This is a genomic window from Rhizobium sp. BR 314 (assembly GCF_047445805.1).
In the GTDB taxonomy this organism is placed as follows: Bacteria; Pseudomonadota; Alphaproteobacteria; order Rhizobiales; family Rhizobiaceae; genus Rhizobium; species Rhizobium lusitanum_B.
Map to the genome: position 1 here is coordinate 396,984 of NZ_JARWLA010000001.1, position 19,550 is coordinate 416,533.

The following is a 19,550-nucleotide window of genomic DNA, read 5'->3' on the forward strand; positions in this document are numbered from 1 at the left end:
CGCTATCCAATCGCTTCCGAAACGAAATTGAGTCCGCTCTCGGTCAAAATCGCGTCAAGACGGACATCATGCGGCTCAGCCGGTACTGATGGCACTTCTTGGCAATCAAATGCAATGCCGATGAGGCGCGGATTCAGGCCTTTTTCATGCAGGCGGGTGATCGCGCGGTCGTAATAGCCGGCTCCGTAGCCGATGCGGTGGCCGGTTTTGTCGAAAGCTGAAAGCGGAATCAGCATGACGTTCGGGTCGAGCACCGCCGCATCGGGGCCCGGTCCGAAGGTCCCGAAACCGCAGGGAACGAGCGGCGCGCCGGGCACGAGTTCACGGAAGACGATCGTGCTTTTATCGAGAATGATTGGGACGCAGAGCCGAGCACCCCGCGCCCTGAAATGCGCCATTAGCGGCCTGACATCCACTTCTGATCGGATCGGCAGAAAGCCGGAAACGACCATGCCAGGCTCGATGTCGATCGCATCGCCAGCGTGGGTGGCCATGGCCAGTCCCTTTTCGATGCGCTCCTCGGCGGGAATGGCGTCACGCGCAGCCAGACGCTCGTTGCGATATTGGGCTTTCAGCTCTTTCGGGGTCATCGGATCTTCGCAAAAATCTATGATATCACGAAAACATAATGAGCCGGCAGCCCAATGCAATGCGCGAAAGCGACATACGGCAATCCCGTGGCCGATCCGGTATGTCAGCCGTTATCGACAATCGACAGCTTTCCTTCACCATCCACATGCGCATGGACGTTTTCATAGTTCAGCAAGGTCGTGTGCCCGGTTTCAACGGGATGTGAGTGCGTCGCGGTAATGACGAGCACATCGGCGCCGGCCGCTTCGCCGGCCTTGATGCCGGCCATGACATCCTCGAACACCAGGCAATCGGAGGTACGCAGGCCGAGACGTTCGGCGCCAAGGATATAGCATTGCGGATCCGGCTTGCCGACCTTGACATCCTCAGCGGTCACGATGAAGCGCGGCACGGGGATACCCGCGGCGTCAAGTCGAGCCATCGCCAGGCGGTATGGGGAAGATGTCACGATCGCCCAGCGTTCCGGCGGCAGGGAGGCCAGGAAATCGATGGCCCCTGGCAGCGCAACCACACCCTCGACGTCGGCAATTTCCGCTTCCATGATAAGCGTCGACTCGGCAACCGGGTCGACGCCGGGCAGGTTCAACTGGCCGATCGTGTCGATACCGCGCTTGCCATGCATCGTCGGCATGAACTTCTCGACATCGAGCCCCTTGCTGCGGGCCCAATTTCCCCAGACCCGCTCGGCAGCGGCAATCGAATTGATGATCGTACCGTCCATGTCGAAGAGGAAGCCGGAATAGGATTTGCTGAAGGCGGAAGACTGTGCGGCGGACAAGGCAGGCCCTTTCTAGAGCAATTCCAGCAAAAATGCGCAGCGGTTTGCTGGAATTGCGTAACGACAAAAAACAGAACATTCCCGCGACAGCGTTTGAAGCGGAAATGCTTGAGGCGTGAAAGCGAATGACGGCGCCAGCCGCACTGCTCGCAATAGGTACTTCTTCCGACTAACGACAGCCGCAGCAAGAAGCAAATGCTTGCTGAGCGGCAAACCCCGGAAAGATCCGCTCGCCGCGCTCAACTACCTCCATATCGGAAGAAGGTGTTTACATCATCAGGGAAGGTGTCGAAGCGGAAGCGGGCGGCTGCGCAAATCAGCCGCCCATATCGATCTGTCATTCGCCGAGACGGCTCTTCAGGCCGTTGATGATATGGTTGGACAAAGCCTCATAATCATCGTCGAAGTGGTGGCCGCCGTTCATGGCGATGATTTCGGCGCCAGTGTCCTTGAGCAACGGGCACGCGACATCTTCGTCATCGTCCTTACCATAGACGCACTGAACCATTTTCGGATTGATCGACTTGAGGTCCTTGATCGGATCGCCACCCTTGCCTTCGCTCGATGCGCCGAGCCAACCCATGACCGAAATCACATAGTCGACCTTCTGCGACAGCGACAACAGCGACATCTGCACGATCTTGTCCTTTGCCGCTTGCGGCAGGCGATTATAGCTCGCCGGCAGCACGTCGGCGCCGAAAGAGTAGCCGACCAGTACCACATGCTTGACCTTGAAGCGCTTGGTGTAGAAATCGATGATCCGGGCGAGGTCATTGGCCGTCTGCTGCGGATCCCGCTCGGTCCAGAAATAATGCAGGGAATCGACGCCCACGACCGGAATGCCTTGATCCTGCAGGTAGCTGCCGACTTCCTTGTCGATGTCGCGCCAGCCGCCATCGCCCGAATAGACGATGGCAAGCGTATCCTCGGTCGGCGTCGCTTCCATGATGTCGAGCGGCAGGCCGAGCGGCGACTTGGCGTCGTCGATCGACTTGATCAAGTCGGCGAGCGAAGCCTCAAGCGTGGCATAGGTGTCGGTATTGCTGGAATCCGTGGTCTGGACCTCGGGATGGTCCTTCTGGATGTCTGTAACATGGTCGCGGCCATCCTTCGGTGCATTCGCCGTAAAGTTCACCACGATCGGATTCGGCAGCGCGCCTTCCTGCAGACCGAAGGACACCATGTCGCCATCGGTCTTCTTCTCGGCCGGTGTGCAAAGCTCCTGCTTCAGGGCGATACCGGCTGCCGGGTCAACGGCAAGCGTGCCCGCGACCGTAGCATCCGGGGTCTGGGCCGCGATCGTCAGCGCCATCGCGCCTCCGGCGCCGACGCCGGCGATGATCGGCGATTGATAGGTGCTGTCGGCAAAGGAGCGTTGCACCTGCTGGCTCAGCGATTCCAGGTCCGCGACGATGTAGATGCAGCCGTCGTTCTTCTTGACGTCGTAATTGTTGAGCGACGTCAGAAAGGACGGATAGTCGATACCGATGACGAGCGAGCCATTGGCCACGAGTTTGTCGGCAACGGCCTTCTCCTTGTCGCCCCAGCCGGCAAGATCGGAAATCAGGACGACTTCATTCGAGACCTTGCCTTGTGGGCGCATGATATGCGGCGACGGGATCATGCCCAGATCGTATTTGGTATCGTCGGCTTCCGCTCGTGCTTGACCCGACACCAGCAAGCCCGCCGACAACATGCAACCGAAAGCCAATGACATTGCGTATTTCAAAATCATTTCCTCACGACCCCCTTAAGTCCGCCCCCGATGAGGAATGTAGCATCCATCAACGCGATTATCGGACTCACACCGCCCGAAACAGCCAGATAGCGCGGCTGCCATTCGGGATGAAACTTTGATTTGAAGGCACGAAGCCCTTTGAAGTTGTAGAAGCGCTCGCCGTGTTCGAACACCGTTCCCCCGACCCTATCCCAAACGGGTGCCGATTCCCGCCTCGACATGCCCGATAGCGGCGCCATGCCGAGGTTGAAACGATGAAAGCCCTCGCCCTTGAGGTATTCGAGGACCTGAACGAACAGGAAATCCATCGAACCTTTCGGGGCATCAGGCGAAAAGCGCATCAGGTCGACGGATCCTTCTTCCTTGGTCTCCGTCATCAGAATATTCGCAAAAGCGACGATCTTCCCATCCTTCTTCAATACGCCTACCGGCTGTGATCTGACATAGTCCGGATCGAACGCGCCCAGCGAAAAGCCTTTTTCCTTGGCATTGTGATCGGCCAGCCAGGTGTCGGAAACATGGGCCAGATCGTCCATCACCTCCCCTATATCTTGAGGCTGGATAACGGCAAATTCTAGTCCGTCGCGAACTGCGCGGCTTGCCGTCTGCCGGAGATTGGCCCATTTGCCGCCTTTCAGCTCGAAATTCGACAGATTGACCACCGCCAGTTCACCGAGTTTGAAGGCACGCAAACCAGCGTCCGCGCAATAGGAAAGTAGTGCCGGCGAGATCTGATAGAAAACGGAACGGCAGCCGGCGGCCCGGGCCGTTTCAACAAAGCGCCAGATGAGGTCGGGGAGTGCGTGACGCGGGCCGACGGGATCGAAGAGCGCGATCCAGGAGCGGCCCTGCTTGCCATACATGATGAAGGCATCGCCCTTTTCCGAGAACATGATGTTCTTGTCGCCCATGCGTACGAGATTGGCGTCGGCAATGCCCTGTCTGCGGACGATCTCGACCGCCCGCGCCACCACATCGCCCGTGACCGGCTCGAGCCGCTTCGCGGCCGGGCGCAGCAGGCTGAAGATCGCGATCGCCGATGACAGGATGGAAATGCCTAGCGCGGCGCGCAGCCCGCGCGGCGCTTCATCGGCGAATTCGAATTGCCACCAGAGCTGGTTGCTATATCCGACATCGCGATAGACGAAGAAGAGCACCACGACGGCACCGATACAGATCACCGCGATAGCTGTCAGCCATCCGGCCGTGAGCGTCTGGCTCAAAAGCGATGCCGGCCGGTTGAAGAGCCGGCGGCTGACGACGAGGCTGAAGATGAAGAAAGCCAGCAAGCCGGCTTCGACAACGGCGATGGCCTTCAGCAGCGATAGCAAAAGCGCAAACGCCGCCGAGAAGATCGATACCCACAATGCACCGTCGAGCCGCTGCCCCAGACCGCGTGCGGCGACGACGATAGTCAACCCGAGAAGGCTGGAAAAGAAATGCGCGCTTTCGACGACAGGCAGGGGCAGATAGTCGGACAGGACGATCAGGTTCTGGTCGGGCGTCGGCGTCACGCTCGAAAAGATCAACATCATGCCGAGCAGCAGCGCAAATGCTGACAGCAATTGCGGCATGAGACGACCGCCGACACGGCGCATGCTCGATGCGGCGGGATGATCGACAAAGCGGCGAAGTTCCGCCACCGAGATCGCGGCAATCGCGATGACGAGCGGAATGACGTTGTAGATGACGCGATAGAGAACCAGTGAACTCAGCACCGCATCTTCGTTCACCGAGCTGCCGAGCCAGGCGATGATGATCGTCTCGAAAACGCCGAAGCCGGCCGGAACGTGGCTGAGGACGCCGAGACCGACCGCGATGGCATAAATGGCGAAGAAGCCCGGCCAGCCGATCGATGTATCCGGCAGCAGCACGTAGAGCACGGAAGCCGAGGCAGCGATGTCAAATGCGGTGACCAGGAACTGCCGCGACCAGGTGCGCGAATCCGGCAGACGCACGGCAACGGGCCCGAGCCGAATTTCGCGGCCATTGCGTCCTGCAAAGACGACGAAGGCAAGCGCCGCGAGAATGGCACCGGCAACGAGACGCAGCCAAAGGCCGCTGACGCTGATCAGTGGCCCGATCTCGTCGGCGATGACAAGCAGCGCGATCGCTCCAACGGCGGCAAGGCCAAGGCCGAAGGCAAGCGTAACGAATGCAATGACACGGGTGATGTCGTCGGGCGACAAGCCCATCCGGGCATAGGCACGATAGCGGATCGCACCGGCGCTGAGCGCGCCAAAGCCGGCGGTATTGCCCACGGCATAAGCGCTGAACGAGGTGAGCGCCACGTGCGGCAACGGCAACTTCTTGCCGATATAGTCGAGTGCGTTCTGATCGTAGACAATCAGGGAGGCGAAGCTCAGTCCCGTGAAAAGCAGCGCCAAGAGCACCGAGGAGATCTTCGTCGTGGTCAGGGCATGCACGACGTCGTCATAGCGGACTTCGTTGGTCAGATCATAGATCGCGTAGGCGGCTATGCAGAAGACAGCAACGGTGAGGACGGCGACGATCAGCGTGCGGTTGCGATTGAGGAAACCGACAATACCGCCACGCTCTTCCATTTCCTCATCGGCATTTTCCAGATCGATTGGACTCGACATGCTCTACCCGCTTGTTGACCTGAAGCGTGATGCCGAAAAGTGCAAGCGGTTTTCGGACAACATCACGCTCTATCTAATTTGATTCCGGAACCGGATGATTTCGGGTCGAATCGACATAAAATCATCCGGCTCCAGGTCGGCCCTGATTGTTCGGATCCTCAGTAACACCGACAGTATGTCTTTATGTTACAGTCCTGCATTTCTTTCATAGGCTCGTTGTGATGCGCGCCCCCATCATTCTAAATTTAGGCAATTTTGGCGCAGGCTAGGTTTCGCCAGCGATGAATCTGTCTTTATTTGAGGGATTCTCTCACTCCACCAGCTTTTGCACATGCTCTCGTTGCACAAGAGCAGCCTTGATATCTCGCCTTGGGCGCAGCTCCCTATCAGGAATTGCCTGTCCGGTCACCTGCCTCAATGCGCCTTTCGAAGGCGGCTTGCGCGTGGAGAGAAAGGCGGACAAAACAGGTTTTGCGTGATCTCCCAGAATACGCCACAACGCTGAATAGATAACTTCACTATTCGCTCGATAAGGCCCGCAATCTGCGATTGGAAATACGATGGCAGACATAAATCGACTCATCCGCATATGACCGCACGGATGAGTCGAGGGGCATTTTTCATAATATTAAGGCGCTTTAGCGATCCGGCGCCTCGGCCGGTTCGCCGCGCATCTCGCTGCGGAAGAAGCCTTCGCGCAGGTTGATGCCATATTCGACGAAGGCCTTCATGCAGCAAAGCATCTGCGTCCATCCCTCACAATTCAGGTAGGTGCTGCGGCGGCCGGCTTCGTCGTCACGCCAGCCGGATTCTTCGATGATGACGAGCGTACCGCCATCATCCAAAGCATCGAACGTCATCTCGACCCTGGTTTTGTAGCGGATGCCATCATCTCCATTGCCACCTTCCCAGTGAAGGACGATACGCTTGCCGTCTTCCACTTCGTTGACCTCCACAGGCGTATTCTTCCACCAGATGACTGTCGTGCCGGCCATCAGCGGCCCGCTCGCACCGCCGATGGTGGTAAAGTAGCGCGAGAGCTTCTTGGGATTGACGACTGCGTCGAAGACCTCATCGACCTTGCGGCCGATCCGTCCCGAAATCCGAACATTCAATGTCATGACATCTCCTCCGTTGTCAGCTTGCCACCATCGCTCCATTGCGAACGGCCCCATTATGTTATATAAATATAACATGTCAAACGAATCGGATAGCGACCTTATTTTCAAGGCCCTCGCCCATCGGCGGCGGCGCGAGATTCTGGACATGCTGAAGGATGCGCCGCGCACGACAGGCACGCTCTGCGAGGCCTTTCCGGATATGGACCGCTGCACCGTCATGCAGCACCTGAAGGTGCTTGAGGAAGCGGATCTCGTCATCGCCAGGAAAGACGGGCGCGAGCGCTGGAACCATCTGAACAGCCTGCCGATCAAGCAGATTCACGACCGCTGGATCAGTGCCTATGCCGGCCACGCCCTCACCATCCTTGACCAGTTGAAGAGCGATCTGGAGAGCTAAGAAGCAGGACGCAACCGCTAGGAGTGAAAACTACGTGGCGCAGTCCCGGCACAGCAGCTCTTTCAGCCTGACGCTCGTCCCATCCTCGTCGAGCGGCGTATAGACCACCAGCTTCATATCGGGTCGATCCATAACCGCGAGCGCGGTATATTCGAATGTCATCATCCCGCCTTCGGGATGGCTCAACCGCTTGTGGCCGGCAAGAGGCCGCAAAACATCCTGCCTCGGCCACCATGCGCGGAACTCGGGACTTGCCCGCGTCAGAGTGGCAATCAAGCGTTCGAAATCGGGATCGCCGGCGTAACGGGCGCTATCGGCACGGAACATTGCGAGCGAATTCGCCGCCACGCTTTCCCAATCAACGAGAAGCTTCCGATGGGCGGGATCTGTGAACACCCGATGGACGCTGTTGCGCGCATCCCCCTCCAGCAGGCCATAATCTCCGAAAAGTGCTACAGCGGCTGCATTCCAGGCCAGCACATCCCAGCGTCGTCCGAGCACATAGGCCGGCTGACCGGCAAGGCTGACAAGCATGCGCTGCAGCGCGCCCGGCAGATCCTCCGGCCCATGCGAGGGCAGATCTGCGGAGGGTCGATCGCTGAGCGTAAAAAGATGGCGCCGCTCGGCCGGGTCAAGCCGCAATGCGTCTGCGAGCGCAGATAGGACCTCCGCGGAAGCGCGCACATCCCTGCCCTGCTCCAGCCATGTATACCAAGTGGTGCCGACACCGGCCAGGAGCGCGACCTCCTCGCGCCGCAGCCCAGGCGTTCGACGCCGAAACCCTTCGAGAAGACCAACGTCGGCCGGCGTCAACTTTTCGCGTCTGGAACGAAGGAAGGTGCCGAACTCACGACGTCTGGCCTCGATGATTGTTCGGCTCGGATTGATGGTCATCGCTCATCATAGCAGGATCAATACTAGGATAAAGTGAGAACTGTTTGTCGTCTCCGCAAGCTGCCAAATATCGGCTCCCGACAAGATGGAGAAAGTGCCGATGAATATGAGCGGCAAGACAATCCTCGTGACCGGTTCGACCGATGGCGTCGGCCGCCGGGTCGCGGAAAAGCTGGCGGCAGCGGGAGCCCTCGTGCTGGTGCACGGCCGCAATACGGCGCGAGCCGAGGCTCTGGTTTCGGGCGTCCGCGATGCTGGCGGAAAAGCAGTCTTCTATCCCGCGGACTTCGCCTCGCTGGATGAGGTCCGGACATTGGCCGATACGATCGAACGCGATCACGATCGCCTCGATATCCTGATCAACAATGCCGGGATCGGCACGGGAGGCTACGATGCGGGACGCAAGATTAGCCGTGACGGGCACGAGCTACGTTTTGCAGTCAACTACCTGGCCGGATTTCTCCTGACGCATCGGTTGTTGCCGCTCTTGAGAGCGAGTGCCCCCGCCCGCATCGTCAACGTGGCCTCCGCCGGCCAGCAGGCAATCGATTTCGCCGACGTCATGCTGATACGCGGCTACAGCGGTGCACGTGCCTATTGCCAGAGCAAGCTGGCGCAAATCATCTTCACCTTCGACCTTGCCGAGGAATTGATGGGCACAGGCGTCACAGTCAATTGCCTTCACCCGGCGACCTATATGGATACTACGATGGTGCGGCAGGCCGGCGTTGCACCGCTAAGCACCGTCGAGCAAGGCGCGGACGCCATCCTGAACCTGGCAATGAGCGACGCTTTGGACCGACGCACCGGTCTCTATTTCGACGGATTGCGCCCTTCGCGCGCTAATGCCCAGGCCTATGACGCGGCTGCGCGCCGCAAACTGCAAGCACTCAACCAAAGCCTCATCGGCCTCGCATGAACCCTCAACATCTACCCACTCGCCAACTCCCTAGCCAATAGAAAGGAGACACTCATGTCGTCTCAACATACTGTCATTGCCGGTGGCTCGTCCGGTATCGGCCTTGCGACCGCTGCCCATCTTCTCGAAAAAGGACATCGGGTGACGATCACTGGCCGCGATGCGGCAAAGCTGCAGGCGGCGGCGCAAAGCCTGGATGGCGATATCGCTGCGATTGTCATGGACGCCGCCGACCTCGCCGCTCTTCCCGCCGCCTTCCGAGCAATCGGCCCGCTCGACCATCTCGTCCTGGCACTGGGCGGCGGCAACGGCGCCGGCCCCTTTGCCGCGGTTGATCTTGCCGATGTCAGGAAAGGCTTTGAGCAGAAGACGCTGGCACATTTCGCCTGTGCGCAGGCCTGCCTGCCCTATCTGTCGAAGCAGGGCAGCATCACCTTCGTCTCCGCAGTATCCGCGCAGGCAGCCATGCCCGGGACGGCTGGACTAGGCGCTATCAACGCGGCCATCGCTGCGCTGGCACCGATACTCGCGGTCGAACTCAAACCGATCCGGGTGAACTGCATTTCGCCCGGTGTCGTCGACACGCCCTGGTGGGATTTTCTGGGGGCGGATCAAAAGGAGCCGACCCTTACCGCCTTTGCTGCACGAACACCCGTCGGCCGCGTCGGTAGACCGCAGGAAGTTGCCGACGCCATCGCCTTTCTGATCGGCAACGGATTTACCAGCGGCCACACGCTGATCTGCGACGGCGGCATTCGTCTAGGTCAATAACCTCAGCGCCATCGCCGGCCGTAACGGCGATGGCATTCCTCAGCTTTCAGCCCGAACGCCTGCCTGAAGCTGCGTGAGAATTTCGATCAGCTTCGGCGCCATGTCGCGAATTTCGACCAGATGGATCGAGCTGAGCTGCTGCAGAACCTTGTCGGACTTTTCCGTCAAGTGCAGGGTCTGGCGACGCTTGTCCGCGGGATCGGGCTGGCGTGTGACATACTCGCTATCGATCAGTCGCCCGACCAACTCCGTAGCAGTGTGGGGAGCAATCAACAGCTTCTCCGCCAATGCGCCGATCGTCATCGGCTCGCTGGCACGGTTGCCCTTGATGGCCAGAAGCGCTTGGTGCTGCTGCGGCGGCAACCCCGCCTCTTGCGCTGCCGACGTGCTGAAATCCGTGAATTTGCGCAGGGTGTAGCGCAGCGTGGCCAACGCCTCGTAATCCGCCTGCGACAAGGTTTCATCCAAATTCCGCACCATCGCATCGTCCTCTTTGCCGCAGCCGGTAATCTTTGTTGATTTATATCGCATTACGATATAATTGCCATCTCGCGCCAAAATGCAATCGACTGACAGGCGCGCACGCTTAGAGCAATTCCAGGAAAAGTGCGAAGCGGTTTTCCGTCCGGAATGCGTAAAAACAAGAAGATGGAGCATTTTCGCGGCTCGAAGAAAGGCGGAACCGCTCTGGCACAGAAGGTCGACAATGCAGGACACCCCCACCCTACAAAGTAACAGGCATGATTTCTCCGGCGGAGCGTCCCGGAAAGACAATGGCGATTTCACCACCGACAAGCGCGTGCTGCTATTGATCTCCATGGCGCTGGTGGTCGGCACCGGCGGCGCTTTCGCAGCATGGGTGCTGATCAAGTTGATCGCACTCGTCAGCAATGCCGTCTGGCTATTCAAGATCAGCACGGAGCCGCTGTCCTTCACCTCCGTGGCACGCTCGCCCTGGATGGTGGCGGCACCCATCATTGGCGGCCTCGTCATCGGCTTCATGGCGCGCTACGGATCGGAGAAAATCCGCGGGCACGGCATTCCGGAGGCCATCGAGGCCATCCTGATCGGCGGTAGCCGCATGTCGCCGAAAGTGGCGGTGCTGAAGCCGCTGTCATCGGCGATCTCGATCGGCTCGGGCGGTCCGTTCGGTGCCGAAGGCCCGATCATCATGACGGGCGGCGCCATCGGTTCGCTCTTTGCTCAGCTCTTTCATCTGAGCGCCGCCGAGCGCAAGACCCTGCTCGTTGCCGGCGCCGCAGCCGGCATGACAGCCGTATTCGGCACGCCGATAGCAGCGGTCATGCTCGCCGTCGAACTGTTATTGTTCGAATGGAAGCCGCGCAGCTTCATCCCCGTTGCCGTAGCAGCCTGTGTCTCGGTCGTCTGGCGTCCGTTCCTGATCGGCAGTGGCGCGCTGTTTCCCGCGCATTTCGATATGACGCTGTCCTGGTGGGGAATTCTGCTCGCCGCCGGCCTCGGCATCGTGTCGGGCCTGCAATCCGGCCTGCTGACTACCCTGCTCTACAAGATCGAAGACGCCTTCGAAAAGCTGCCGATCCATTGGATGTGGTGGCCGGCCCTCGGCGGCCTCGTCGTCGGCCTTGGTGGATTGATCGAGCCTCGCGCACTCGGCGTCGGCTACGACATCATCGCCGACCTCCTGAACAATCACATCGCCACAGGCGCCGTGCTGGCGATCCTGCTGGTCAAGGCAGGGATCTGGCTTGTCGCCCTTTCCTCCGGGACGTCGGGCGGCGTACTCGCACCGCTCCTCATTCTCGGCGGCGCGCTCGGCTGGCTCGTCGGGCTCGCACTACCCGGCGATCCCGGCTTCTGGGCGCTGCTCGGCATGGCGGCAATGATGGGCGGCACCATGCGCGCTCCGCTGACCGGCACCTTCTTTGCCACGGAACTGACGGGAGACATGGGCGCGCTGGTGCCCCTGCTCGCCGCCACTGTAGCGGCCTATGCCGTAACCGTGCTGCTGCTGCGCCGCTCAATCCTGACCGAAAAGATCGCCCGACGCGGCCAGCATATTACCCGCGAATACGGCATCGATCCGTTCGAGCTCACTCGCGCCGCCGATATCATGATCGCCAAGGTGGATACCCTGCCCGCTACCATGCGCCTGTCCGAAGCTCTGTCGCATATGACGGAGCGGCTGGATGCGCATCGCTTCTATCCCGTTGTCGAAAGCAATGACCGTCTGGTCGGCATGATCTCGCGCGCCGACGCCCTGCGGTGGCAGATTGAACCGGATCTGATGGATCAAACGCTTTACGACGTGATCTCGGATACGGCCATTCCGGTTGCCCATCTCGAGGACACGGTCGGCCGCGTCGCCGACATCATGATCCACGCCGATACGGGTCGCGTCCCCGTCGTCGAGGCACAGACCGGTCGGCTTGTCGGCCTGATCGCCCGCAAGGACCTGCTGCGGCTGCGCAGCGCGACCAACCGGGCCGAACTGGAGCGGGGCGCCTATCTGGGCTCGAAAAGTTAAGGGGAGGAGGAGTGGCGTCAGCGTGGCAGAAGAACTACGCGGCGCCTTCCTTGCCTTATCGGGGAAAAGTTGAAGAGCGATCCACGACGACCGATGGATGTTTACGATCCTGGGTGCCTACAAACGTAGGTGGGCGCCATATGTCCAGGCCCACGGGCCTGGCCAGGGACAGCTCCCTTTGGATCGAGTATGGCCCCAGGGATTGTGGTTCCTGTCGGGAAGCGCAGACCGCACGACCTATATAGAGCGGATTGCGTTATCGCACCAGAGGGCCTCGGTGCGCATCCGCAGAAATAAACTCAGGCCTGTTCGGCGTTTGGCCGGGCGATCAGCTTCTCGGTGATGCCCTGAATGCGTGTCGTTACCTCGTCGATGACGCTTGCGAGCGTCTCCTCGGCGCGTGCATTGGCAGCCATGGTCGTATCGCGATTGCTGCGCAAGCCCTCCAGCTCGGTCTCCAGCGCAGAAACGCGACGCGTCAATTCCGATACCTCGTCGGTGATCATGATGCCGGCCATGACGGTGAGGCGCAGGTCGCCAATCTCCCCGAACTGACTCTTCAAGTGCAGCACATATCGGTCGAAACGAGTGGCGAGATCGGTCAGATGATCTTCCTGGCCCTCTTCGCAGGCCATCCGGTAGGCTTTGCCGTCGATCGTTACCGTTACTTGTGCCATTCGACTTTCCGATCATTGCCGTGCCGCGACGGCTGCCTCCCGAGGAATCAGCGGTCCAGCACGGCTCTTATGGTTTCCATCGCCGTAACAAGCCGGCGCGACACCTCACGATTGACTTCCTCGAGCCGGTTCGCTCGAAACTCGGCCTGATCGAGCTCCTGAGCCAAGCGCGAGCGATCGGCATGAACCCGGCGAACCTCGCCTTCTATGTCGCTGTGCGCACGCTCGCGCTCGAACCGCCCGTCAACCGCGTTTTCCAAAGTGGAAAGCGCCTGGCGCAACTGGGCGAGCGCTGCGTCCACCGTTTTGCCTGAAGGTGTCATGGCCTTCGATACTCCGCGCAAGGCCCGAATCAAAACATCCGGCCACTTGTCTGATTTCGCAACAATATTCAACTCGGCGACTGCACGTCAATAAAGGCCGTCATGCGACAGGCACCCTATTCTGTGGATGAATGCCGCCTTTGCCGACCGCATAGGCCTTGTCGCATGATTGTCGTCTTTTGTAAAAGTGAACGGGCAAATGTCAAAAAATTGCCGCGCCCTGCCCTGAATACCCCCTCGATTTGTTGACTTGCTCGCCCCAACTGCTATGTCTCAGCCGCCTGAGGCGACGTTGGAAATGGCGTTCGGAAGAGCGTCTCCCCTTAGCCCGCCTTTCAACCGATGGCCCTCCCTCCCAAGCGTGTGGCCATCCCCCGAGAACCCGGAACACTGCGGAAAAACCCATGAACTCTCGCGAACAACACGACCGGATGGCAAATGCAATCCGTTTCCTTGCCATGGATGCTGTCGAGAAGGCCAATTCCGGTCACCCCGGTTTGCCAATGGGGATGGCCGATGTTGCCACCGTTCTCTTTAGCAAATACCTGCGCTTCGATCCGAAGAACCCCCATTGGCCGGACCGCGACCGTTTCGTCCTGTCGGCTGGCCACGGCTCGATGCTGCTTTACTCGGTTCTCTACCTCACCGGCTATCCGGACATGACGGTCGAAGAGCTGACGCGCTTCCGCCAGCTCGGCTCCAAGACAGCCGGCCATCCGGAATATGGCCACGCCACCGGCATCGAAACCACCACCGGCCCGCTCGGCCAAGGCATTGCCAATGCCGTCGGCATGGCGATCGCCGAACGCAAGCTGCGTGAGGAGTTCGGTTCAGAGCTTCAGGATCACTATACCTACGCCATGTGCGGCGACGGCTGCCTCATGGAAGGCATCAGCCATGAAGCCATCGCGCTTGCCGGCCACCTCAAGCTCAACAAGCTGATCCTGTTCTGGGACAACAACTCCATCACCATCGACGGCGCCGTCTCGCTCTCGGATTCGACCGACCAGATCATGCGCTTCAAGGCTGTTCACTGGAACACCATCGAAGTCGACGGTCACGACCAGGCCGCCATCAGCGCCGCCATCGAAGCCGCTCACAAGTCCGACCGTCCGACACTCATCGCCTGCAAGACGATCATCGGCTTCGGCGCTCCGAACAAGCAGGGCACGCACAAGGTTCACGGATCGCCGCTCGGCGCCGAGGAAATTGCCGCGACCCGCGTCGCGCTGAACTGGCCCTACGAGCCCTTCGTCATCCCGACCGAAATTCTCGGTGAATGGCGCGCCGCTGGCGAACGCTCCATCGGCACCCGCGAAGCGTGGGAAGGCCGCCTTGCCGCGGCCGACGCCGCCAAGAAGGCCGAATTCACGCGTCGCTTCGACCACAAGCTGCCCGCCGGCTTCGACGCCGCCATCAGCGACTACAAGAGGAAGCTCGCTGAAACCAAGCCGACGGTCGCAACTCGAAAGGCATCGGAAGACGCGCTCGAAGTCATCAACGGCTTCATTCCGGAAACGATCGGCGGTTCCGCCGACCTGACGCCGTCGAACAACACCAAGACCAGCCAGATGAAGTCCATCACCCCGACCGATTTCTCGGGTCGCTACATGCACTGGGGTATCCGCGAACACGGCATGGCTGCTGCCATGAACGGTATAGCGCTCCACGGCGGCCTCATCCCTTATAGCGGCGGCTTCCTGATCTTCTCGGATTATTGCCGCCCGCCGCTTCGCCTCGCTGCCCTGATGGGCATCCGCGCCATCCACGTCCTGACGCATGATTCCATCGGCGTCGGCGAAGACGGCCCGACCCACCAGCCGGTCGAGCAGGTCGCCAGCCTGCGCGCCATTCCGAACTTCCAGCTCTTCCGCCCGGCAGACGCCACGGAAACGGCCGAATGCTGGCAGATCGCCATCAAGACGACCAACCGTCCGTCCGGCCTTGCCCTGACGCGTCAGAACCTGCTGGCTGCTCGTACGGAATACAGCGAGAAGAACCTCTGCGAACAGGGCGCCTACACGCTGGCCGGCAATGCTGATGCCAAGGTGACGATCTTCGCTTCGGGCTCCGAAGTCGAGCTCGCCGTCGCAGCCCGCACGGCTCTCGAAGGCAAGGGCGTTTCCACGCGTGTCGTTTCCGTTCCCTGCACCGAGCTCTTCTTCGAACAGCCGGAAGCCTACCGCAAGGACGTCATCGGCAATTCGCCGGTCAAGGTTGCAGTCGAAGCCGGCGTTCGCGAAGGCTGGGATGCCTTCATCGGACCGGAAGGCGCCTTTATCGGCATGAAGGGCTTCGGCGCTTCGGCTCCTTATAAGGACGTCTACAAGCACTTCGGCATCACCACCGAAGCTGTTGTCGCCGCAGCTGAAGCAAAGCTTTCCTGAGGGCGCTGACAAGCGCTCTCAAATCCAATAGACAGACACCCTGAGTGAACGGGAGTGAATTTCAATGACTGTAAAAGTAGCCATCAACGGTTTTGGCCGCATCGGCCGTAACGTCCTGCGTGCAATCGTCGAGTCCGGTCGCACCGACATCGAAGTCGTTGCCATCAACGACCTCGGCCCGGTCGAAACCAATGCACATCTGCTGCGTTACGACTCCATTCACGGCAAGTTCCCCGCCGAAGTGAAGGTCGAAGGCGACACGATCATCGTTGGCGGCGGCAAGCCGATCAAGGTCACTGCGATCAAGGACCCGGCAACCCTGCCACACCGCGATCTCGGCGTCGACATCGCGATGGAATGCACGGGCATCTTCACCGCCCGCGACAAGGCCGCAGCTCACCTAACGGCCGGCGCCAAGCGCGTCATCGTTTCGGCTCCTGCTGACGGCGCTGACCTGACGGTTGTTTTCGGCGTCAACCACGACCAGCTCACCAAGGAGCACCTGGTCATCTCCAACGCTTCCTGCACCACGAACTGCCTGGTGCCGGTCGTGAAGGTTCTCGATGACGCCGTCGGCATCGACCACGGCTTCATGACAACCATCCACTCCTACACCGGTGACCAGCCGACGCTCGACACCATGCACAAGGACCTGTACCGCGCCCGCGCCGCAGCCCTGTCCATGATCCCGACCTCGACGGGCGCCGCAAAGGCCGTTGGTCTCGTGCTGCCGCACCTGAAGGGCAAGCTCGACGGCACGTCGATCCGCGTTCCCACGCCGAACGTCTCGGTTGTCGACTTCAAGTTCGTGTCCAAGAAGGCAACCACGGTCGGAGAAATCAACGAAGCCATCAAGGCTGCATCGAACGGCAAGCTGAAAGGCATCCTCGGCTACACCGACGAGCCGCTGGTTTCCCGCGACTTCAACCATGACAGCCACTCGTCGATCTTCGCGACCGACCAGACCAAGGTCATGGAAGGCAATTTCGTGCGCGTCCTTTCCTGGTACGACAACGAGTGGGGCTTCTCCAGCCGTATGTCCGACACGGCTGTTGCCTTCGCAAAGCTGATCTGATCATGGCCTTCCGCCCGCTCCTTTCGACGACAGTTCGCTGGCGTCCGATGGAAGGAGACGGGCTGGAGCACCTGACGATTACCCCTATCGACAATGCCGGCGGCGCGGCCATCCGTGCCGCCGGCATTATTATTGGCGGCCGTGGCGGCACGCCCTATGGCGTCTCCTACCGCATCGATTGCACCGCCGGCTGGGCGGTCCTCTCCTTCTCCGTCGAAACCACCGACGGTCGCCGCCTTGCCTTGATCTCTGATGGCAAGGGTCGTTGGCGCACCGAAGATGGCCAAGCCTTGCCGCAGTTCGACGGCTGTATTGACGTCGACCTCTATGGCTCGCCCTTCACCAACAGCCTGCCGATCCGTCGGCTCGAGCTTGCACCGCAGGACGGCACGGCAAAACTCCCCATGCTCTATATCCCGTTCGATCGTTTCGAACCCGTGCGCGATCACCAGAACTACACCTGCATCGTGCCGGAAGCGCTCTATCGCTACGCAGCGGAAGACAGGGATTTTACCGTCGATCTGCCTGTCGACGCGGATGGTCTCGTCATCGACTATCCTATCTATTTCAGACGCGTCCACCTCTGATCGGCCACCAAGGCAGATCCCCGCATCATCTTAAAAACATTTCGATTTTTTGAATGCTGCCCTGCTATGGTCCAGATTTACCAGTAGATTTCGAGAGAGAGGTCCCCAGGGCGTTCAAAGCCGCTTTGCTGTTCTGGCAAAGCGCATCACACCATGACGTTACAGTCATCGGAGACGAGTTTCGATTCGCAAACTCTCCTCCGAGCGATTTCCGTGTTTGCCAATCGACCTGGCACGGCGGCATGATGGAAACTGGAGAGATTTCCAACATTCCGGGCTTTTGGGCCCCAGCGGTGGCGCACGGAAAGGGAAAGATAAGGTGGAGGCATTTTACGTCATCGTGCTGATCAGCACGGTCCTCATTCTCATTGCAGCCTTCTCCAGTCTCATTGCCTTTCGCTTCGGCGCCCCCCTGCTGCTGCTCTTCCTGATGATCGGCCTCGCCGCCGGCACGGATGGCCTCGGTATCGAATTCTCGAATAATTATCTCGCCTATATTCTCGGCTCTCTCGCGCTTGCCATCATCCTCTTCGATTCCGGCTACGGCACACCGATCCAGGCCTTCAAGCTTGCGGCGGCACCGGCGCTAACGATCGCCTCGGTCGGCGTTATCGTGACGGCGGCTTTGTTCGGCCTTGCCGCCGCCTGGTTGCTCGGCTTCACCTGGCTGCAGGGCCTGCTGCTCGGCTCCATCGTCGCCTCCACGGATGCGGCGGCCGTCTTCTTCCTGTTGCGCATCGGCGGCATCAATATCCGCGACAAGGTGCGCTCAACGCTCGAAGTCGAATCCGGCACCAACGACCCGATGGCCATTTTCCTGACGCTCGCCCTGGTGGAGCTTCTCGCAAGCGGCGAAGGCTATGCCGGCATCAATCTCGCCATGCTGGCGACCTTCGTTGAGCAGATGGGCCTTGGCGTCATCCTCGGCCTCATCGGCGGCATGATGATCGTCCTCATCGTCAGCCGTCTCGAAACCGACCGCGGCCTGACGCCGATCTTCGTGCTGGCGCTGGCGCTCCTCGTTTTCTCCTTTACTGGCGCCGTCGGCGGCAGCGGCTTCCTAGCCGTCTACGTCGCCGGCATTTATGCTGGCAATCGCAAGATGCCGGCCTCCGCTTCGATCAAGCGTTTCCAAGATGGCATGACCTGGCTGGCGCAGATCATCATGTTCCTCGTCCTCGGCTTGCTCGCCACGCCATCGCAGTTTCCTGCCATCGCCATCCCCGCAGTGGCGCTCGCGCTGTTCCTGATCTTCATCGCCCGTCCGATCGCCGTCTGGCTCTGCCTGCTGCCCTTCGACTACACCCAGCGCGAGACCGGCTTCGTCGCCTGGGTCGGCCTGCGCGGAGCGGTCTCCATCCTGCTTGCCATCATGCCGATCCTCGGCAATCTCCAGTCGGGACAGACCTATTTCAACGTCGCCTTCATCGTCGTGCTGGTGTCGCTGCTCGTCCAGGGCTGGACGATCAAGCCGATGGCACGGCGCCTGGGCCTCATCGTCCCGCCACGCATGGGCGCGATCGACAAGGTCGAAGTCGATCTGCCCGGCACGGTCAATCACGAGCTGCTCACCTACCGCGTCGTCAAGGACAGCCCGGTTCTGCGCGGCGAGCGCATCCCACGCTGGGCCATGCCCTCGCTCGTCGTCCGCGACGGCAAGTCGATGCGTTATCAATATGCCGGCCGCCTGCGCGAGAACGACGTCGTCTATCTCTTCGTCTCACCCAACTATTCGCGCCTGCTCGACCGCATCTTTGCCAGCCGCGCACCCGTCGATCCGGACGATGCGGAATTCTTCGGCGCATTCTCGATCTCGCCGCTGCGCCCCGCGGCGGATCTCGACGCCGCCTACGGTCCGGGGCTGCTCAGCGAACAGGAAAAGGGCCTCACCATCGCCGAGCTCATGCGTCACCGCCTGGGCGGCAAAGCTGACTATGCGGATCGCATTCGCCTGGGCGAGATCATCCTCATCGTCCGCGATCTCGACGAGAACGACCACATCCAGTCCGTCGGCATGTCCCTGGAAGCGGTCGAACCGCCTGTGCTCCTGCCGATCTTCGTCAATTTCCACGATATTTTTAAGAGCGTCCGAACCTACCTGCAAAAGCGGCGGGAACGCCCGGCAGAGGCCGTTTCAAACGATTCAAATGCGGGCAAAAGCGACAGCTGAATGTCCTTGCGTC

Annotated in this window: 18 protein-coding genes and 1 other RNA gene; 8 read left to right on the plus strand and 11 right to left on the minus strand. The window is 60.2% G+C overall.

All coding sequences use genetic code 11. The features are described from left to right. Positions 1 to 2: 2 nt before the first annotated feature. The 6 genes from QD461_RS01930 to QD461_RS01955 all read right to left on the minus strand — a co-directional run bounded on the left by QD461_RS01930 (position 3) and on the right by QD461_RS01955 (position 6,831). Complete coding sequence (locus tag QD461_RS01930) at positions 3 to 590, minus strand: 5-formyltetrahydrofolate cyclo-ligase (RefSeq protein WP_414086237.1); 588 nt, start codon at positions 588 to 590, stop codon at positions 3 to 5. Between the two features lie 104 nt (positions 591 to 694). Continuing rightward, complete coding sequence (locus tag QD461_RS01935; protein ID WP_414086238.1) at positions 695 to 1,369, minus strand: HAD family hydrolase; 675 nt, start codon at positions 1,367 to 1,369, stop codon at positions 695 to 697. Positions 1,370 to 1,706: 337 nt separating this feature from the next. Beyond that, positions 1,707 to 3,104 (minus strand): virulence factor, encoded by a 1,398-nt coding sequence (locus QD461_RS01940; RefSeq protein ID WP_414086239.1) that lies wholly within the window; start codon positions 3,102 to 3,104, stop codon positions 1,707 to 1,709. Then, on the minus strand, positions 3,101 to 5,671 hold the full coding sequence (mprF, locus tag QD461_RS01945) for a bifunctional lysylphosphatidylglycerol flippase/synthetase MprF (RefSeq protein WP_414086337.1): 2,571 nt from the start codon (positions 5,669 to 5,671) through the stop codon (positions 3,101 to 3,103). Before mprF ends, QD461_RS01940 begins: the two co-directional genes overlap by 4 nt. A 349-nt stretch (positions 5,672 to 6,020) precedes the next feature. After that, on the minus strand, positions 6,021 to 6,281 hold the full coding sequence (locus tag QD461_RS01950; protein ID WP_414086240.1) for a hypothetical protein: 261 nt from the start codon (positions 6,279 to 6,281) through the stop codon (positions 6,021 to 6,023). A gap of 67 nt (positions 6,282 to 6,348) precedes the next feature. After that, positions 6,349 to 6,831: an SRPBCC domain-containing protein gene (locus tag QD461_RS01955; RefSeq protein WP_414086241.1), complete on the minus strand. Its 483-nt coding sequence runs from the start codon at positions 6,829 to 6,831 to the stop codon at positions 6,349 to 6,351. Between the two features lie 73 nt (positions 6,832 to 6,904). On the opposite strand from QD461_RS01955, the gene QD461_RS01960 reads away from it, so the two are divergent. Continuing rightward, positions 6,905 to 7,228 (plus strand): ArsR/SmtB family transcription factor, encoded by a 324-nt coding sequence (locus QD461_RS01960; RefSeq protein ID WP_184702692.1) that lies wholly within the window; start codon positions 6,905 to 6,907, stop codon positions 7,226 to 7,228. Between the two features lie 30 nt (positions 7,229 to 7,258). Here QD461_RS01960 and QD461_RS01965 read toward each other — a convergent pair whose 3' ends face one another. Next, positions 7,259 to 8,122 (minus strand): helix-turn-helix transcriptional regulator, encoded by an 864-nt coding sequence (locus QD461_RS01965; RefSeq protein WP_414086242.1) that lies wholly within the window; start codon positions 8,120 to 8,122, stop codon positions 7,259 to 7,261. Positions 8,123 to 8,222: 100 nt separating this feature from the next. Here QD461_RS01965 and QD461_RS01970 point away from each other — a divergent pair, with 100 nt between their 5' ends. Both QD461_RS01970 and QD461_RS01975 read left to right on the plus strand, forming a co-directional pair. Next, on the plus strand, positions 8,223 to 9,041 hold the full coding sequence (locus tag QD461_RS01970; RefSeq protein WP_414086243.1) for an SDR family NAD(P)-dependent oxidoreductase: 819 nt from the start codon (positions 8,223 to 8,225) through the stop codon (positions 9,039 to 9,041). A 54-nt stretch (positions 9,042 to 9,095) separates the two neighbouring features. After that, positions 9,096 to 9,812 (plus strand): SDR family oxidoreductase, encoded by a 717-nt coding sequence (locus tag QD461_RS01975; RefSeq protein ID WP_414086244.1) that lies wholly within the window; start codon positions 9,096 to 9,098, stop codon positions 9,810 to 9,812. Positions 9,813 to 9,851: 39 nt separating this feature from the next. Here the strand turns inward: QD461_RS01975 and QD461_RS01980 are convergent, their stop codons facing one another. Continuing rightward, entirely contained in the window at positions 9,852 to 10,292 is a 441-nt protein-coding gene (locus QD461_RS01980) for a MarR family winged helix-turn-helix transcriptional regulator (RefSeq protein WP_414086245.1), read from the minus strand. A gap of 226 nt (positions 10,293 to 10,518) precedes the next feature. On the opposite strand from QD461_RS01980, the gene QD461_RS01985 reads away from it, so the two are divergent. Continuing rightward, a complete protein-coding gene (locus tag QD461_RS01985) occupies positions 10,519 to 12,318 on the plus strand; it encodes a chloride channel protein (RefSeq protein ID WP_414086246.1) in 1,800 nt (599 codons plus the stop codon). Between the two features lie 74 nt (positions 12,319 to 12,392). Here QD461_RS01985 and ssrS read toward each other — a convergent pair. From ssrS to QD461_RS02000, 3 genes are all read right to left on the minus strand, one after another. Beyond that, positions 12,393 to 12,551, minus strand: a non-coding RNA gene (gene ssrS, locus QD461_RS01990) — 6S RNA. A 66-nt stretch (positions 12,552 to 12,617) separates the two neighbouring features. Beyond that, complete coding sequence (locus QD461_RS01995) at positions 12,618 to 12,995, minus strand: cell division protein ZapA (RefSeq protein WP_414086247.1); 378 nt, start codon at positions 12,993 to 12,995, stop codon at positions 12,618 to 12,620. A gap of 47 nt (positions 12,996 to 13,042) precedes the next feature. Continuing rightward, complete coding sequence (locus QD461_RS02000; protein WP_184702678.1) at positions 13,043 to 13,318, minus strand: DUF4164 domain-containing protein; 276 nt, start codon at positions 13,316 to 13,318, stop codon at positions 13,043 to 13,045. A gap of 404 nt (positions 13,319 to 13,722) precedes the next feature. On the opposite strand from QD461_RS02000, the gene tkt reads away from it, so the two are divergent. From tkt to QD461_RS02020, 4 genes are all read left to right on the plus strand, one after another. After that, the gene (gene tkt, locus QD461_RS02005; protein WP_414086248.1) at positions 13,723 to 15,705 is read left to right on the plus strand and encodes a transketolase; all 1,983 of its coding nucleotides are present in this window, start codon (positions 13,723 to 13,725) and stop codon (positions 15,703 to 15,705) included. Positions 15,706 to 15,769: 64 nt separating this feature from the next. Further along, complete coding sequence (gene gap / locus QD461_RS02010; RefSeq protein ID WP_092850606.1) at positions 15,770 to 16,780, plus strand: type I glyceraldehyde-3-phosphate dehydrogenase; 1,011 nt, start codon at positions 15,770 to 15,772, stop codon at positions 16,778 to 16,780. Between the two features lie 2 nt (positions 16,781 to 16,782). Next, positions 16,783 to 17,367, plus strand: a complete 585-nt coding sequence (locus tag QD461_RS02015; RefSeq protein WP_414086249.1) for a putative glycolipid-binding domain-containing protein — start codon at positions 16,783 to 16,785, stop codon at positions 17,365 to 17,367. A 319-nt stretch (positions 17,368 to 17,686) separates the two neighbouring features. Further along, the gene (locus QD461_RS02020; RefSeq protein ID WP_414086250.1) at positions 17,687 to 19,537 is read left to right on the plus strand and encodes a potassium/proton antiporter; all 1,851 of its coding nucleotides are present in this window, start codon (positions 17,687 to 17,689) and stop codon (positions 19,535 to 19,537) included. Positions 19,538 to 19,550: the final 13 nt, after the last annotated feature.

What these genes read in the sequence shown, in the direction of transcription:
- QD461_RS02015 (WP_414086249.1), top strand. Translation starts at nt 16,783, where the DNA reads ATGGCCTTCCGCCCGCTCCTTTCGACGACAGTTCGCTGGCGTCCGATG.
- QD461_RS01995 (WP_414086247.1), bottom strand. Translation starts at nt 12,995, where the DNA reads ATGGCACAAGTAACGGTAACGATCGACGGCAAAGCCTACCGGATGGCC.
- QD461_RS01975 (WP_414086244.1), top strand. Translation starts at nt 9,096, where the DNA reads ATGTCGTCTCAACATACTGTCATTGCCGGTGGCTCGTCCGGTATCGGC.
- QD461_RS01960 (WP_184702692.1), top strand. Translation starts at nt 6,905, where the DNA reads ATGTCAAACGAATCGGATAGCGACCTTATTTTCAAGGCCCTCGCCCAT.
- QD461_RS01985 (WP_414086246.1), top strand. Translation starts at nt 10,519, where the DNA reads ATGCAGGACACCCCCACCCTACAAAGTAACAGGCATGATTTCTCCGGC.
- gap (WP_092850606.1), top strand. Translation starts at nt 15,770, where the DNA reads ATGACTGTAAAAGTAGCCATCAACGGTTTTGGCCGCATCGGCCGTAAC.
- QD461_RS01930 (WP_414086237.1), bottom strand. Translation starts at nt 590, where the DNA reads ATGACCCCGAAAGAGCTGAAAGCCCAATATCGCAACGAGCGTCTGGCT.
- QD461_RS01970 (WP_414086243.1), top strand. Translation starts at nt 8,223, where the DNA reads ATGAATATGAGCGGCAAGACAATCCTCGTGACCGGTTCGACCGATGGC.
- QD461_RS01940 (WP_414086239.1), bottom strand. Translation starts at nt 3,104, where the DNA reads ATGATTTTGAAATACGCAATGTCATTGGCTTTCGGTTGCATGTTGTCG.
- mprF (WP_414086337.1), bottom strand. Translation starts at nt 5,671, where the DNA reads ATGGAAGAGCGTGGCGGTATTGTCGGTTTCCTCAATCGCAACCGCACG.
- tkt (WP_414086248.1), top strand. Translation starts at nt 13,723, where the DNA reads ATGAACTCTCGCGAACAACACGACCGGATGGCAAATGCAATCCGTTTC.
- QD461_RS01950 (WP_414086240.1), bottom strand. Translation starts at nt 6,281, where the DNA reads ATGTCTGCCATCGTATTTCCAATCGCAGATTGCGGGCCTTATCGAGCG.
- QD461_RS02000 (WP_184702678.1), bottom strand. Translation starts at nt 13,318, where the DNA reads ATGACACCTTCAGGCAAAACGGTGGACGCAGCGCTCGCCCAGTTGCGC.
- QD461_RS01980 (WP_414086245.1), bottom strand. Translation starts at nt 10,292, where the DNA reads ATGGTGCGGAATTTGGATGAAACCTTGTCGCAGGCGGATTACGAGGCG.
- QD461_RS01965 (WP_414086242.1), bottom strand. Translation starts at nt 8,122, where the DNA reads ATGACCATCAATCCGAGCCGAACAATCATCGAGGCCAGACGTCGTGAG.
- QD461_RS01955 (WP_414086241.1), bottom strand. Translation starts at nt 6,831, where the DNA reads ATGACATTGAATGTTCGGATTTCGGGACGGATCGGCCGCAAGGTCGAT.